Here is a 14,904-nt window from a genome sequence, read left to right as displayed (position 1 = left end):
GGTCGCTCATCCGTCTTGGACGGATCTTCCGTGCATCAGCGCCGCGATCCCGTTCTGCACGGCGAGGAACGACGTCGCGCTGACACCGGTGTACCGCTTGAAGTCGCGCGCCGCGTGCGCCTGGTCGTAGTACCCGTGCAGCGCCGACAACGTCGCGGCCGCATCCGCCGGGCCGCCGAGGAGCCCGCCGACGAAGTGGTAGTAGCGGATGATCTCGGCGTACTGCTTCGGCCCGATCCCGACGTACTTCCGGAACACCCGGTACAACGTGCTGTACGACGTCCCGCACCGCCGTACGACGTCGGCGACGGCGACCTGGCCGCGCAACTCGTCGATGGCTCGGACCGCCTCGGCGACGATCGGCGGGACGGCTGTAGCCGCCGTCCGAGCCGCGAGGAAGCCTGCCAGCCGCTCGGCCCGCGCCGACCCGAAGGGCTCCGACCGCAACTCCGCCACCAACCCGGCCGCGGTGTCCGGACCGACCCAGTCCGCCAACCCCCGCACCTCGTCGACCAGCGCGGGGAGGCCGAGCGCTGCGAGCCCCCACGGCGTGAACTCGACGCCGGCGTAGCTCGACGTACCGACCTGGGCGATCACCTGCGGCCGGGTCATGATGCCGAAGACCGACGCCGCGTTCGGCCACTCGGCCCCGGTCACCGGATCGTGCCGGGTGCCGGGGTCGGCGAGCGCGATCGCGAGGCCGGGGCGGCCGTTCGGGATCAGGATCTCCTGCCGTAGCGACGGCAGCGGTGCGGAGTCGACCAGCCACACGTGGTCGATCACATCGGTCAGAACGTCGGGTGCCGGGAAGCGCTGGTAGCCCACGACGCGAATCGTAAGTCTCTGGCCCGTTTACATCGGTTACCGTTGAGAAGTGACGACTGCCGACGAGTACCGCCTGCTGGGTTTTGCCGACATCGACCGGGACGCCGCCGAGGCATTCTCCCCGGACCAGGCAGCGGTCAAAGACCTCGCTGACCAGATCCGCGCCGGAGTCGGGAAGCTCGGCAGCGAGCCGGCCTTCCGGATGCCGGAGGACCCGCGCAACTCGGTCCAGGCCTTCCTCGAGACCGTGCCGGACATCCGCCGGTTCCACGCCGAGCGGGGCATCCCGGACGAGATCAGCTGGGCCTCGCTCGCCGACCTCGGACAGCAGCTCAAGGTGAACCGCCGTACCCACGGCGACTACGGCCTCGAGACGCACTGGTGGTTGCGGCACTTCTGGAACGGCCAGATCTATGCGCTCGGCCGGCTGCAGTACATGCTCTACCAGCTCACGCCCGACGAGCCCGTCCCCGGCGTCGAGCCGGGCGAGTGGGTCATCGGCGCGCACATCCCGGAGACCGGTCCGCTGACGCCGGAGTTGGTCGACGACAGCCTCGCGCAGGCCCGCGACTTCTTCCCGCGCTACTTCCCGGACCACCCGGTGAACACCCTGACCCTGTGGTCCTGGTTGATCGACCCGTACCTGCTCGACAACCTGCCGCAGGACTCGAACATGGTGAAGTTCGGCCGCCGCTTCACGCCGTACGGGACGCCGACCGACAGCCAGGACAGCGCGATCTTCTTCACCTTCCGCACCCACGGCACCGACCACCTGGACGAGCTCCCGCAGGACACCCGGCTGCAGCGGCTCGTGGTCAGCCGCATCAAGGACGGCGGCACCTGGCAGAGCGCGTTCGGCTACCTGAGGCTATGACGGGCGGTTCTGACCGCTAGGTACGCCGTACTTCGCCAGCCAGCTCGCCAGCTCCATGTTGGACACGCAGCGCACGTCGGGCTGAGTGCAGGTCTGTTTGACGAAGTCCGTCAACGCATCGGAGTACACGCTGTTGTTCCAGCGGTTGAAGTGGTTGCCGAGGAACAGCGGCGGGTTGCCACTCGCCCGGGACTTCGCCAGCGCCTGCCGGTACGTCGCAAGCACCTGTGCTTTCAGCGCGGGCGCCTGGGCGAGCGGAGCCTTCCGCGCCTGCGTCTGGGCGAACCACAGGTTGTAGTCCATCGTCAGCGTCTTCTTGCTGGTACCGGCCAGGGTCACCGACTCGAGCGGGAAGTCCCACAGCCCGTTCTGCTTCTTCGGCCAGCTGATGTACCCGGGCGCGGACGCGTCGTACAGCATGCCGCGCTGCACCATCGCCTGCCGGTACGCGGGCCGGTTGCCCTCCAGGCACGGTGTCCGCATGCCCTTGACCGTCGACGGGTCGAACGGCGGCTCGACGGTCTTACCCGCGGCCAGCGTCGGCCCGGTCCGCACCATCCGGTCGAACGCGCCCAGCTCGGCGGTCCACTGCGAGGTGGTCCAGCGGCCGATGCCGGTCTTGCCGCAGAAGTGACCGTTCGCGTGGGTGCCGATCTCGTGGCCCTCGGCGATCGCCTCCCGCAGTACCTTCGTGCGGCCGAGCACGGTGGCGGCGTCGCCCCAGCCGATGTCGGAGGCGCCGGGCTGGTGGTACGGCGGCTTGTAGTCGGTGCGGTGGTCGCCCGGGTACAGGTACGGGCCGGAGAGGAAGAACGTCATCCGCGCGTTGACCTGCTTGGCGACGGCGCGCCAGCGGGCCCAGAGTGCGAGGTCGCCGGCGCCGTCGAAGGAGACGACCACGAAGAGTGGCGGCTTGCCGGTCGGCAGGCGTCCCGGGAACGACCGCAGGACGGGGGCCGCGGCGGGGAGCTTCGAGGTCGGCGTGGAGCTCGGCTTCGGGGTCGGCGTCGCTGACGGTGTGGGTGTCGGCGTGGGTTTCGCGGTCGGCTTTGCGGTGGGCCTCGGCTTGTGCGAGGGCGTCGTACCAGGAGACGACGCTCCTTCGAGGGGTACGTCGGCGCAGCCGGCCAGGACTGCCGCGACAACGAGCGCGGCGCCCACGAGGTTCACCCCAGGCCTCACCACGCCTCTACTGACGCATGCGCACCGCCGAAGGTTGGTCCGGGACACGCGCCTGGGCGGAAACCCAGGGGTCGATCGTTAGGCGCTCGTGATCTTCGCCGCGCGGCGCTTGACCGCGATCCGGCGGGACGTCTCGATGACCAGCCCGATCGCCCCGGCCAGGCCGAGGCTGAACGCGAGCCCCTTCAACTGGTCGTGCGCGAACGCGTCGCCGCCCAGGTAGCCGAGCAGCGCGACGTACGTGTAGGCGATCGTCACGCCGAAGAACGTGAACACGATGAACTTCTTGAACGAGTACCGCGTCGCGCCCGCCGTCAGCGTGGCGACCATCCGCGCGCCGGGGATGTAGCGGACCGTCATCAGGATCAGCCCGCCGCGGGAATGCAGCGCGCCGGACACCTTGTCGTAGAGCTGCTGGCGGCGCTCCTGGCGCTTCATCCAGCGATGCAGCGCCGGTCCGGAACCACGGCCCATGAAGTAGCACATGGACTCGCCGATGACCGAGCCGACCATCGCGACCGCGATGACCAGCAGCAGGTTCTGGTGGCCGGCGGCCGCGGCCATGCCGGCGGTGATGACCATGCCCTCGCTCGGCACGACCGGGAACACCGCGTCCACCGTCGCGGCGATGAACAAGATGAGCAGCAGCCAATGCGAGGCCATCGCAATGCCGAGCAGGTGGCGCGCGACCTCCATCAACTCTGTCACCTGGGCAAGGATGCCACCTCGCGCCAACATCGCCGCAATCCCACGGTTGTGATTTCACCCGATGTTCAGGGCATGACGCCGGGCTGTGGTCAGAGTTGTACGGGCAGTTCGCGGATCGCGTTCATCAGCAGGCCGGGCGTGCGGACCGGGTCCCGCTCCGGCTCGGCCAGGCGGAGGTCGGGGAAGCGCTCGAACAGCATTCCGAGCGCGATCCGGCCCTCGAGCCGGGCCAGCGGCGCGCCGAGGCAGTGATGGATCCCGTGCCCGAAGGCGAGGTGCGCGGAGTCCGGTCGGGTGATGTCCAGCTCGTCCGGCCGCTCGACCTTCCGCGGGTCGCGGTTCGCCGGCAGCAGCGCGAACACGATCACCTCGCCGGCCTCGATCCGGCTCCCGGCGATGTCGATCGGCGCCTGCGCGATGTACGGGATCGCGGCCTGCAGCGGGCCGTCGTACCTGAGCAGTTCCTCGACAGCCGCGGGCAGCCGGTCCGGCTCGGCCTTCAGCAGTTCCAGCTGGTCAGGGTGCCGGAGCAGGGCGTGTACGCCGTTCGTGATCAGGCTGACTGTGGTCTCGTGGCCGGCCGCGAGCAGCAGGAAGATCATCGAGGTCAGCTCGTCCTCGCTCAGCCGGTCGCCGCCGTCGCGGGCCGCGATCAGGCCCGACAGCAGGTCGTCGGTCGGCGCCTGCTGCTTCTGCACGATCAGTTCGTGCACGAAGTCCAGCATCAGCGTGGTCGCCTCGATGTACTCCTCGGCGGTGTGCATGGTCGCGTTCACGAACACCGAGGACCACTGGCGGAAGTCCTCACGGCGGACTGGCGGGATGCCGATCAGCTCGCAGATCACCGTGATCGGCAGCGGATAGCTGTACGCGTTGACCAGATCGACGCGGTCCCCCGCAGCCATCTGGTCGAGGAGACCGGTCGCGATCTCGCGGATCCGCGGCTCGAGGGCGTCGATCCGGCGGCGGGTGAACGCGGCCGTGACGAGTTTGCGCAGCCGGGTGTGATCAGGCGGGTTCGCGCCGAGCATGTGGCGCTCGGTGCGGTTGATCAGGTCGTCCATCATCGTGTCGCGGTGCGGCCCGTCGAGCGGCGAGCGGACCACGTCCGGATGAGCGAGCAGTTCGCGCGTCTCGGCGTACCCGGTGATCAGGCAGACCGGGACGCCGGTGAACAGCGTGAGCCGCTGAACGGGTCCCTTGGCCGCTAGATCCTCGAAGCCCCAATGCCGGGCGATTCCGCTGGTCTCCGTGAACGGCTGCCTCATGCGAGCCAGCCTACGTTCGACCCAGGTGCTCAGCGAGCTCCGTACGGGAGTGGATGCCCAGCTTCGTGTAGACCTTGCGCAGGTGGTACTCGACGGTCTTCGGGCTCAGGAAGAGCCGGGCGGCGGCCTCGCGGATGCTGTGACCGTCTGCGAGCAGTACGGCGATCTGCCGCTCTTGGGGAGTCAATTCGTCAGCTGTGCTCGGCACTCGACGCCGCGCGGTCTCACCGGTCGCCTTGAGCTCCGCTGCGGCCTGGTCGGCCCAGCCGAGCGCGCCGAGGGTGTCAAAGCCCTCCACAGCGAGTCGGAGCTGCGTGCGCGCGTCGACACGCCGCCGTACCCGCCGCAGCCACGCGCCGTACGCCAGACGCGTCCTGGCCAGCTCGAACGCGTCCAGCGTCACCTCGTGGCGACTGAGCGCCAGGAGGAAGTCCTCCTCGCTGTCACCAGCCACACCACGCGCCCGCGCTGCCCGCGCCAGCGACCACGGCTGGCCCTTAGCCTCAGCCAGCGTGGAGTGCTCGTCCGCGACCCGCTTCGCATCGTCGACACGCCCCAGCCGCAGGTAGACCTCGACCAGCTCCGGCGCCGGCGACAGGTCCGGATCCTTCAACCCATACTCGGCCAGTACGTCGACCAGCCGCTCGTACTGCGGCAGAGCCGCCGCCGGATCGCCACGCCCGAGCTCCAGGTCGCCCAGCGCGAACAAGGACCACAGCGTCCCGAGGTGGATCTCCTGCTCGGCACAGATCCGCAGGCACTCCGCAGCGAGCTCCTGGCACTCCGCTCTGCCCTCGTGCGACCACAGCCACGCCATGCCGGCCAGGTTCATCGCCAGCTCGGTCGTCTGACCGGTCTCACGGGACAGCCGGATGCCCTCGTCGTACGACGTCTCCGCATCGGCCCAGCGATCTGTCGTCGCGTCGTCACGGGCCAGCACGAACAGGAGGCCGGGCAGCGTCCCGAGAGCGACCTGCTCACGCCGTTCGAGCATCGCCTGCTGCAGCATCTCCCGGCCGGTGCCGGTCTCCCGCAGGAACAGCGCGGCCAGCACCATCCAGACCTGGCGGCGACGGTCACGGTCCAACTCGTCCGACGGCTCCAGGCCGATCGCCGCACGGATCTGATCCATCCCGCCGTCCCCGGCGAGCACCTTCGCCACACCGCTCGCCAGCATGCCCATGATCCGTGGACCAGGCCGCTCGAGCGCTGGACGGAGGCGATCCAGCTCGTGTGCGACCCCCAGGCCGGCCGCCGCATCACACAGCCGGAAGCACGCTCCGACCGCGTCAGCGAGCAGTCCGGTGGCGACTTCCGGGTCGGTGCACTCCGCGGCCGCTGCAACGAGGATGTCGAGAGCCCGGCGTGGCGAGCCACACTTCACCTCGATGTCCCCACGAATCTCCTGCGCCCGGAGCTTCACCGACAGCGGCGGCTGGAGCATTAGCGCGTCGGCAAGCAACGCCTCTGCGCGCTCCGCGAGTCCAGCCGACCACGCCGCCTCCCCAGCGTCCACCAACCTCAGCGCGCGGTCCTGCACCCCCTGACTCAGTCGCCCAGCACGCTCGTACGCCGTCGCCGCGACCGCATGCGCCCCGCGAGCAGCGGCGTGCTCGGCCGCGACGACCAGTCCGGCCGCGACCTCGTCGTCAGCGCCGAGGACAGCCTCGGACAGGTGCCACGCCCGCCGGTCCTCGTCGGGCGTAGTACGAGCCACCGCGCGATGCGCAGTACGTCGTTCTGCCGGATCGGCACTCGTATAGATCGCGGAGCGGACCAGCGGGTGCCGCCAGACGACCTCACCGTCGCGGATCGCGACCAGCCCGGCCGCCTCGGCTTCTTCGAGCACTGCAACGTCAACGCCCAGCTCGGCGCAGGCGCGTGCCACGGCACCGAGTTCGCAGTCGTCGATCGCCGAAACGAGCAGTGCGGTGCGAGCGGCCGGGGTGAGTCGGTTTGCCCTGCTGACAAAGGCTTCTGCGAGCATCGTCGGCACCGGGAGCGGAACGCCGGGCGGCGTACGGTGCAGGCGGTCCGGGTCGTCTGCGAGCTCCAGGAGGGCCAGCGGGTTGCCTGCCACGGTTTGGTAGAGCTGCTCGACCAGATCGCCTGGCAGGTGCTGCACGAGCTGCTGGGCGGCCTCGAGGGTGATGCCATCCAGCTGCAGCCGTGGGAGATCGGCCTCTAGTGGGTGCGGCTCGTGGGCGCGGGCTGCGATCAGCATGACGATCGGATCGGCCACCAGGCGTCGTGCGGCGAACAACAGTGCTTCTGCAGACGGGCGGTCGAGCAGGTGGGCGTCGTCGATGATGAGTGCGAGTGGGGCTTCTTCGGCGTACCGGCAGATGAGGCTGAGGGTGGCGGCGCCGACTGCGAAGCGGTCCGCTGGGGTCGCGGGTCTCAGGGCCAGGGCCGATGCGAGCGCGGACTGCTGTGGGACGGGGATGCGGTCGAGGCTGGACAGGGCCGGTCGCAGTAGCTGGAGTAGCGCCGCGAATGGGACCTCGCGTTCGGCTTCGGCGCCACGGGCTCGCAGGATCCGGAGTCCACCGGCCAGCGCGGCAGCTTCGTCGAGCAGGCTGGTTTTGCCGATGCCCGGCTCACCGGTGACGAGCAGCACCCCAGCCGCTCCGACCCGCGCCCCCGCGACCAGCTGCTCGACCACCCGGCGCTCCGCGTCCCGCCCGATGAGCATGTCTCGCAGTGTGCACCAGGGGGCCCACCTGATGCGATGGTCCGTCCACGCTGCCTAGGTTTCGGCGTACGCAAACCATTAGGGGGCAAAGCAAATGACTGTTGCAATCGACGCCGACAAGCTGATGGGCTTCGTGTTCAAGGCTGTGGACGAGGTGGGGGCGACGCTGAACGCGGGGCTGGTCGTGATGGGCGACCGACTCGGCTACTACCAGGCACTTGCCGATCAAGGGCCGGCCACACCGTCCGAGCTCGCCGAGCGGACCAGCACCGACGAGCACTACACGCGCGAGTGGCTGAACGCCCAAGCCGCAGGCGGGATCGTCGAGTACGACGCGAGCACCGGTCGCTACACGTTGCCACCAGAGCACGCCGTGGCGATGACCGATCCGAGCAGCCCGGCGTACCTGCCCGGCTTCTTCCAGATCGCGCTCGGCACGCTGCAGCACACGACAGAGACGATCGAGGCGGCGCGCAGTGGTGCCGGAGTCGGCTGGCACGAGCACACGTCGGACGTGCATGTCGGGTGCGAGCGGTTCTTCCGGCCGTCGTACAACGCGAATCTGCTGCCGAACTGGCTCCCTGCGCTCGACGGCGTGGTGGAGAAGCTGCAGCGCGGCGCCACAGTCGCCGACATCGGCTGCGGGCACGGCTCGTCGACCATCCTGATGGCGGAGGCGTTCCCGCGGTCGACGTTCATCGGCTCGGACTACCACCAGGCGTCGATCGAGACGGCCCGGCTGCGTGCGGCGGAGGCGGGAGTCGGCGATCGGGTGTCGTTCGAGGTCTCGCCGGCCGACAGCTTCAGCGGGTCCGGGTTCGACCTGGTGACGACGTTCGACGCGCTGCACGACATGGGCGATCCGGTGGGCGCGGCCCGGCACGTACGCGAGGCGCTGGCGCCCGACGGCACCTGGATGCTGGTCGAGCCGATGGCCGGCGATCGCGTCGAGGACAACCTCAACCCGGTCGGGCGGGCGTACTACGGCTTCTCGACGCTGCTGTGCACGCCGGCGTCGCTGTCCCAGCCGGTCGGACTCGCGCTCGGCACGCAGGCCGGTCCGGCGCGGATCCAGGACGTGACGAAGGCGGCCGGGTTCGGCCGGTTCCGGACGGTCGCGCAGACGCCGTTCAACCTGGTGTACGAGGTGCGCCCTTGACAGATTACTTCACCACCTGGTGAAGTGTTGCAGGTGCTGACGAGGACGTTCGGAGCGCTCGCGGACCCGACCCGGCTGGCGATCGTGAGCCGGTTGAGTCGGGGCGACGCGACGATGGGCGAGCTCGCCGAGCCGCACCGGATCACCCCACCCGCGATCACCAAGCACGTCGGCGTGCTGGTGGACGCGGGTCTGGTGCGCCGGCGGCGGGTCGGGCGGACGGTGGTGTGCACGCTCCGGCCGGAGGCGCTCTCCGAGGTGGAGCAGTGGCTCGGCGACCTCACGACGTACTGGAACAGCACCGTGGACCGGCTGGAAGAACTCTTGCGAGGGGACGACGATGGACGCTGAGATCCGGATCGAAAGGGTGCTTCCGGCAACGATCGGACGGGTGTACGACGCCTGGACGCGCGCCGAGCTGCTGGCCCGGTGGTACTGCCCGAACCCCAAGCTCGACCTGAAGGTGCAGGCCGACGTCCGGGTCGGCGGCGAGTATGTCGTCGAGATGGGGCCGCACGTGGTGCGCGGCAGCTACCTCGAGGTGCAGCCGCCGAGCCGACTGGTGTTCAGCTGGAAATGGGACGGCACCGAGGACGAGCCGACCCGGGTCGAGGTCGAGCTGACAGAAGTTGCCGACGGCACCCGGATGGTGCTCAGCCACACCGGCTTCGCCGACGCCGAGGACGCCGCCAACCACCAGCTGGGTTGGGATCCCGAGCTGACCCGGCTGGCCGACCTGCTCGATTCGGTTACCGCTCCACAGCCCGACCCCGCAGCCGATCGAGGATGACGACGAGTACGACGGTTGTCGCAAGCAACACGACGGCCTCGGCCGCGGCGACGAACGCCTGGCCGCGGTCGGTCAGCGCGAAGATGCTCACCGGCAACGTCCGCCACGACGCCGGGTACACCATGATCGTGGCGCCGACCTCACCCATCGACAACGCGACGGACAGTCCGGCCGCCGAGGAGATCGCGGGGAGCAGCATGGGCAGCCGCACCCGCCACAGCACGCGGGCCGGCGAAGCACCGAGCGAGGCGGCGACCTCGGCGTACGACGGATCGACTCGTTGCAGCGCCGCGGCAACCGTTCCGTAGCTGAAGGCAACCATCAGCACGAGGTGCGCGATCACGACGATCCACTTGGTGCCGTTCAGCAGCACTGGTTGGCGGGAGAACGCGACCAGCAGTCCGAGCCCGACCACCACCGACGGTACGGCGATCGGCAGGTGATGCATGGCGTCCGCAACTCGTGCGAACCGGGTGCCATGGGCCGCCATCGCTCCCCAGGTCCCGAAGACCACGGCGAGCAAGCCGCCCAGGAACGCGGTCTGCAAGCTCACCGACAACGAGGCGAGCTCGTCACCCGACAATGCCTGTCGTAGGTGATCGCCGGTCGGGTCTGATGGCAGTACGCCGTTCCATGAGCCGGCGAACGCGGCCGCGATCACCACGAGGAACGGCAGCAGCACAAGCAGCCCGAACACCACTGCGAACGCGGTCCAGACGATCGCCTTACCGGTCCTAGTCCAGACGAGCACGACGACCTCCCAGTGCCATCCGCAGTACGGCGTACAGGCCGAGCGACAGTGCGATCTGGACGACTGCGATTACGCAGGCGCCCGGGTAGTCGAACATGACGATGCCCTTGGTGTGGACGAGCATCGGCAACGTGGTCGTGCCTTTCGCGCCGAGGAACAGGACGATGCCGAACTCGTTCAGCGTCAGCAGGAGCGTGAGGCTGCCGCCTGCGACGAGTGCCGGGCGTACTTCGGGCAGGACGACTTGTCGCAGTACGCGCCAGGGGCCGGCGCCGAGACTGGCTGCGACGTCGAGCTGTGCTCGCGGCAGCCGACTCATTGCTGCTAGCAACGGACGCATGACGAACGGGGTGTAGAAGGTGACTTCGGCCAGTACGACGGCCCAGGGCGAGGTGAGGAAGCCGCCGGCGCGGAGGATGCCGGTCGTGCCGTAGATGAACGTGAACGACAACGCGACCAGGAACGACGGCAACGCGAGCATCGTGTCCACGAGGCCGGCAACCACCCGCGCGCCCGGGAACGGCACGAAGCTGATGACGACCGCGAGGAACGTCCCGACGATGAGACAGCCGATCGTCGAGCTCACGGCGATCTGCACCGTCCGCACCAACGCATCCCGGAACTCCGCCGAGCCAACCACGTCACCCCAGGCTGGAATCGACTCGATCGCCACCAGCACCAACGGATAGACCACCAGCACCGCAATCAGCACCAACGGCGGCAACACCCACAACCACTTGCCATCCCGCCGCCGCTGCCGCCCAACAACAACCGTCGCCCCCAACGCCTCAACAGCCATCACCCCACCCCCGCCGGCACCAAACTGCACGCCTCACCAGGCAGAACCATCACCACACCAGCCCCCAACTCCGGCACCCGCCGATCCGCCGGCACATCCACCCGCACCACCACATCCGCCAGCCCATCAACAACACACGTAACCTGATTCGAAGCCCCCCGCCACTGAGCCCCGACAACCCGCCCCACCAACCCCGCCGCGCCGGGTGCCTCCAGGCGGATTGCGTGGGGGCGGATGCACAGGAGGCTCTTGCCTTCTGCTGGTTTCAGTCCTGGGATGACGGTGCCTGCGACTTTCACGGCACCGTCGTCCACCGACACCGGCAGCAGGTTCGCCCCACCGAGGAACGACGCGGTGAAGGCCGACGGCGGAGCGGCGTACAACTCAGCAGCCGGCGCGATGTCGACAAGTCGAGCATCGCGCATCACCGCGATCCGGTCCGCCAGCGCCAGCGCCTCCGACTGGTCGTGGGTGACGTAAACGATCGCAATATCCGGCACCTCACGCCGCAACTTCTGCAGCTCCCCGAGCATGTCCGCACGCAACTGCGCGTCGAGCGCCGCAAGCGGCTCGTCCAGCAGCAACACCGACGGCTTGATCGCCAGCGCCCGCGCAATCGCGACCCGCTGCTGCTGCCCACCGGACAACTCCCGCGGAAAGCGCCGCCCGTACTCCGTCATCCCCACCATCTCGAGCATCTCGCCGACCCGCCGCGCCACCTCCGCCCTCGGCTTACGCGCCGCCCGCAACCCGAACGCCACGTTGTCCGCCACCCGCAGATGCGGGAACAGCGCGTACTGCTGGACCACCACCCCGATCCCCCGCCGCGCCGGCGGAAGATCGGTCACATCGTTCCCACCCAGCCGGATCCGCCCCCGCGTCGGCCGCACAAACCCGGCCACGGCCTTCAGCGCGGTCGACTTCCCCGACCCGGACGGCCCGAGCAACGCGACCGTTTCACCGGCCGCGACGCTCAGGTCGAACCCTTCCAGCGCGCACGTCCGGCCGAAGTGAACCGTGACGTCCTCGAGCTGAACCGTCATCCCACAGCCTTCGTGTACGCCGCCACATCAGCGTCCAGGTCGCTCAGCACGGCAGACCAGTCGGGCTGCCAGACCTCGACCCCGGAAGTCACCTTCTCGACCGTCTGGAAGTTCGCATCGGTCGGCTTCACGTCATCCCGCGCCGGCACCCCGAACGCGTCCTTCGAGATCGTCTCCTGCGCATCGGTCGACAGCAGGTACTCCATCAACTGCTTCCCACCGTCCGCGTTCGGCGCACCAGCCCCGAGACCCATCACATACGGCAGCGCCAGCGTGCTCTTCTTCCCATCCGCACCCGCCGGGAAGAAGATGCTGAACGCCGACTTGTCGTTGGCGATCGACGCCGCATTCATCTGTACGTCGCCGTTCGCGACCAGCAGCTCGCCCTTGCTGACCTTCGGCTGCAGCTTGCCGGTCGACGCCGACGGGCCGACGTTGTTCGCCTCGAGCTTCTTCAGGTAGTCGAGCGCACCCGGCTTGCCGAGCAGGTGCTGGAGCAGGAGCAGTACGGCGGTACCGTCACCCGCCTGACCCGGCGTCGAATACTGCAGCTTGCCCTTGAACTTCGGGTCGAGCAGGTCGTCGAACGTCTTCGGCGTACCGGCCTGCTGGTTGGCGATGAAGCACAGGTAGTTGTCGACGACGGTGACGTAGTCGTCACCCTTCACGCCCTTCACATGATCCTCGCCCGGAACGTCGTACTTCTGCAGCAGACCGTCCGCGGAGGCCTTCTGGATGAACGGCGGTAGCGTCACGACGACGTCGGCCTGCGGGTTCGACTTCTCCTTCTGCATCCGCGACACCACCTCACCGGAGCCGGCCTCGACCGTCTGGACCTTGATCCCGGTCTTCTGGGTGAACGCGTCGAACCGGGTCTTGTACCAGTCGGCCAGGCCGTCGGCGGTGTACACGGTGACAGTCTTCTTGGCGCCGTCGCCGGTGGACGCGGCTCCGGTCCCGCCGCAAGCAGCGGTTGCCGTGAGCAACAGGGTGGCGGCGAGCAGGGTCTTGAGTGCCTTCACTTCTCCAGCCTTCGATCGAGGAGCAGGCCGGGCAGTTCCCGGACCGACTCGAGTACATGCGTCGCACCCGCGGCATCCAGCTGTTGCTTGCCGTGGGCACCTGTCAGGACGCCGGCCACGATCCCGGCACCGGCCCGGATCCCCGTCGCCATGTCGTAGGCGGTATCGCCGGCCACGGCCACGTTCGCCACGCTGTCGGCCGTCAGCTCGAGCAGCGCCTTGAGCACCATGTCCGGGTACGGTCTGCCCCGGCCCGCCTGGGCCGGACAGAGAGTGAGATCGGCCAGCGTCTGCCAGCCGAGTGCGGTCAGGATTCGGTGTTGGGTGGTCTCGGAGAAGCCGGTGGTCAGACAGACCTTGATGCCGGCGTCCTTGAGTTGCCGGATCGCGTCCTCGGCGCCGTCGATCGGCTTCAGCCCGTCGATGAGGCGGTTGTAGGCCTCCTCGAACGCCTGGTTCGCCTCCTGCGCCGCTTCCTCGCGCTCGAGCAGCGCGCGGAAGACGGTGATCTTCGATTCACCCATGGTCGCGCGGACATGCGCGATCATCCGCTCGTACTGCGGTGTGCCCGGCTCGATGCCCTGGGCACCGATCGCCGCGGTGAACGCCTGCTCCACGAGCCCGTCGTCGGCAACCGTCGTACCGGCCATGTCGAGCACTGCGAGCTGGATCATGCGCCGATCCCTTCGAAGGTTGCCTCAGCGATCGCCGGCGACATGGTCATCCCGCGACCACCCGGTCCGGTCACCAGATGCACGCCCTCGGCAACTTCCCGCCGTACGACGACCTCGTCGCTCGTCGCCTGCGAATACACGCCTGCCCATCGATGGGTGATCGCGGGCAGCTCGCGTCCGAGGATGCTCTCGACCGTGTCCCGCAGGTAGTCGTAGGGCTCACTCCGTACGTCGAACGCGAACGGCTCGTCGTACTCGTGGGTGTCGCCAATCGTCAGCCCGCCGTGGTTGCGTTGCACCATCAGCAGCTGCATCTTGTGCTCCGCGGCGATGGGGGTCTGCGCCGGCAGGTCATCGGCCTTGTACGCCGGGTAGTACCGGAAGCTGTCCCCGTCCGCGACGGCGGTGGTGAGCGTGTCGTCGAGCGGCGCGGTCTGCATCATCTGCAGGCGCACCCGCCGTACGGGCAGGTCGTCGGTGAGCTCGCGGATCAGCCCGCTGTGCCAGGCGCCTGTGCAGAGGAAAATGAGGTCGCCCGAGTGGGTGTCGCCGTGGTCGTCGACGATCCGGCCGTCCTGCACGTTGCGCACTTCCCGTCCCCCGAGGAACTGGTAGCGGTTCGATTTCGTCAGCTCGGTACGCAGCGCCGGCAACACCTCACGCGGCTCGACGATCGCATCCCGCGCGCACCACAGCGCACCTTGCAGGTCGCCCTTCAACGCCGGGTTGCGTTCCCGGGTCTGCTCAGCGTCGAGCACCTGAAACCCACGCGCCGCCGCATCCGGCCGGGCGGCCGCCTCCTTGGCAACCGCCAACTCGGCGTCGCTCCGGCAAACCGTCAGCGAACCGACCGTCCGTACGCCGATCCCGGGCAGCTCCGCCCACAGGTCCCGCGCCCGCTGCGCCAACTCGACCTCGGCGCCGTCAGCACGCCCGCTGACCCAGACCAGTCCGAAGTTCCGGACGCTGGCTCCACGGGCCTCGAGTTCGCGCTCGACCTGGACCACCTCGTGGCCCCGCCGTACCGCTTCCCAGGCGTGGAACGTGCCCAGGACACCTCCACCCACCACAACCACCCGCACACCCGCTCCTCTCGTCCGACCAAAGATTGGTC

The 14,904-nt window shown here is 68.9% G+C and carries 15 protein-coding genes; 4 read left to right on the top strand and 11 right to left on the bottom strand.

Features of this window, described 5'->3' with window-relative positions:
• Nucleotides 1–6: 6 nt before the first annotated feature.
• Complete coding sequence (locus tag ACFWUU_RS23715) at nt 7–825, bottom strand: AraC family transcriptional regulator (protein ID WP_380178294.1); 819 nt, start codon at nt 823–825, stop codon at nt 7–9.
• A 49-nt stretch (nt 826–874) separates the two neighbouring features.
• Between ACFWUU_RS23715 and ACFWUU_RS23710 the strand changes: the two genes are divergently transcribed.
• A complete protein-coding gene (locus tag ACFWUU_RS23710) occupies nt 875–1,699 on the top strand; it encodes an acyltransferase domain-containing protein (protein WP_380178292.1) in 825 nt (274 codons plus the stop codon).
• Here the strand turns inward: ACFWUU_RS23710 and ACFWUU_RS23705 are convergent.
• The 4 genes from ACFWUU_RS23705 to ACFWUU_RS23690 all read right to left on the bottom strand — a co-directional run bounded on the left by ACFWUU_RS23705 (nt 1,694) and on the right by ACFWUU_RS23690 (nt 7,552).
• A complete protein-coding gene (locus ACFWUU_RS23705) occupies nt 1,694–2,869 on the bottom strand; it encodes a hypothetical protein (protein WP_380178290.1) in 1,176 nt (391 codons plus the stop codon). The genes ACFWUU_RS23710 and ACFWUU_RS23705 overlap by 6 nt on opposite strands.
• Nucleotides 2,870–2,959: 90 nt before the next feature.
• Complete coding sequence (locus ACFWUU_RS23700) at nt 2,960–3,589, bottom strand: DedA family protein (RefSeq protein ID WP_380178288.1); 630 nt, start codon at nt 3,587–3,589, stop codon at nt 2,960–2,962.
• Nucleotides 3,590–3,678: 89 nt separating this feature from the next.
• On the bottom strand, nt 3,679–4,857 hold the full coding sequence (locus ACFWUU_RS23695; RefSeq protein ID WP_137258346.1) for a cytochrome P450: 1,179 nt from the start codon (nt 4,855–4,857) through the stop codon (nt 3,679–3,681).
• Between the two features lie 10 nt (nt 4,858–4,867).
• Nucleotides 4,868–7,552, bottom strand: a complete 2,685-nt coding sequence (locus ACFWUU_RS23690) for a helix-turn-helix transcriptional regulator (RefSeq protein ID WP_380178286.1) — start codon at nt 7,550–7,552, stop codon at nt 4,868–4,870.
• A gap of 94 nt (nt 7,553–7,646) precedes the next feature.
• Here ACFWUU_RS23690 and ACFWUU_RS23685 point away from each other — a divergent pair, with 94 nt between their 5' ends.
• Genes ACFWUU_RS23685 through ACFWUU_RS23675 form a run of 3 tightly spaced genes read left to right on the top strand, consistent with a single transcriptional unit; the run spans nt 7,647 to nt 9,501 of the window.
• A complete protein-coding gene (locus tag ACFWUU_RS23685; RefSeq protein WP_380178284.1) occupies nt 7,647–8,711 on the top strand; it encodes a class I SAM-dependent methyltransferase in 1,065 nt (354 codons plus the stop codon).
• A gap of 33 nt (nt 8,712–8,744) precedes the next feature.
• A complete protein-coding gene (locus ACFWUU_RS23680) occupies nt 8,745–9,062 on the top strand; it encodes a helix-turn-helix transcriptional regulator (RefSeq protein ID WP_137258349.1) in 318 nt (105 codons plus the stop codon).
• Complete coding sequence (locus tag ACFWUU_RS23675; protein WP_380178264.1) at nt 9,052–9,501, top strand: SRPBCC domain-containing protein; 450 nt, start codon at nt 9,052–9,054, stop codon at nt 9,499–9,501. The genes ACFWUU_RS23680 and ACFWUU_RS23675 overlap by 11 nt, the downstream gene beginning before the upstream one ends.
• Here ACFWUU_RS23675 and ACFWUU_RS23670 read toward each other — a convergent pair.
• Genes ACFWUU_RS23670 through ACFWUU_RS23645 form a run of 6 tightly spaced genes read right to left on the bottom strand, consistent with a single transcriptional unit; the run spans nt 9,461 to nt 14,872 of the window.
• Complete coding sequence (locus tag ACFWUU_RS23670; protein WP_380178261.1) at nt 9,461–10,252, bottom strand: ABC transporter permease; 792 nt, start codon at nt 10,250–10,252, stop codon at nt 9,461–9,463. The genes ACFWUU_RS23675 and ACFWUU_RS23670 overlap by 41 nt on opposite strands.
• Complete coding sequence (locus ACFWUU_RS23665) at nt 10,236–11,051, bottom strand: 2-aminoethylphosphonate ABC transporter permease subunit (RefSeq protein ID WP_380178255.1); 816 nt, start codon at nt 11,049–11,051, stop codon at nt 10,236–10,238. The genes ACFWUU_RS23670 and ACFWUU_RS23665 overlap by 17 nt, the downstream gene beginning before the upstream one ends.
• Nucleotides 11,051–12,094, bottom strand: coding sequence for an ABC transporter ATP-binding protein (locus ACFWUU_RS23660; protein WP_380178253.1), 1,044 nt, complete (start codon nt 12,092–12,094; stop codon nt 11,051–11,053). Before ACFWUU_RS23660 ends, ACFWUU_RS23665 begins: the two co-directional genes overlap by 1 nt.
• Complete coding sequence (locus ACFWUU_RS23655) at nt 12,091–13,116, bottom strand: 2-aminoethylphosphonate ABC transporter substrate-binding protein (RefSeq protein WP_380178245.1); 1,026 nt, start codon at nt 13,114–13,116, stop codon at nt 12,091–12,093. Before ACFWUU_RS23655 ends, ACFWUU_RS23660 begins: the two co-directional genes overlap by 4 nt.
• Nucleotides 13,113–13,790 carry a phosphonatase-like hydrolase gene (locus ACFWUU_RS23650; RefSeq protein WP_380178238.1) on the bottom strand — a complete coding sequence of 226 codons (678 nt, stop codon included), beginning with the start codon at nt 13,788–13,790 and terminating at the stop codon, nt 13,113–13,115. Before ACFWUU_RS23650 ends, ACFWUU_RS23655 begins: the two co-directional genes overlap by 4 nt.
• The gene (locus tag ACFWUU_RS23645) at nt 13,787–14,872 is read right to left on the bottom strand and encodes a TIGR03364 family FAD-dependent oxidoreductase (protein ID WP_380178235.1); all 1,086 of its coding nucleotides are present in this window, start codon (nt 14,870–14,872) and stop codon (nt 13,787–13,789) included. Before ACFWUU_RS23645 ends, ACFWUU_RS23650 begins: the two co-directional genes overlap by 4 nt.
• Between the last annotated feature and the right edge of the window lie 32 nt (nt 14,873–14,904).

Source organism: Kribbella sp. NPDC058693 (assembly GCF_042715335.1).
GTDB classification, from domain to species: Bacteria; Actinomycetota; Actinomycetes; order Propionibacteriales; family Kribbellaceae; genus Kribbella; species Kribbella jiaozuonensis.
This window is presented reverse-complemented; position numbering and strand designations above follow the sequence as displayed.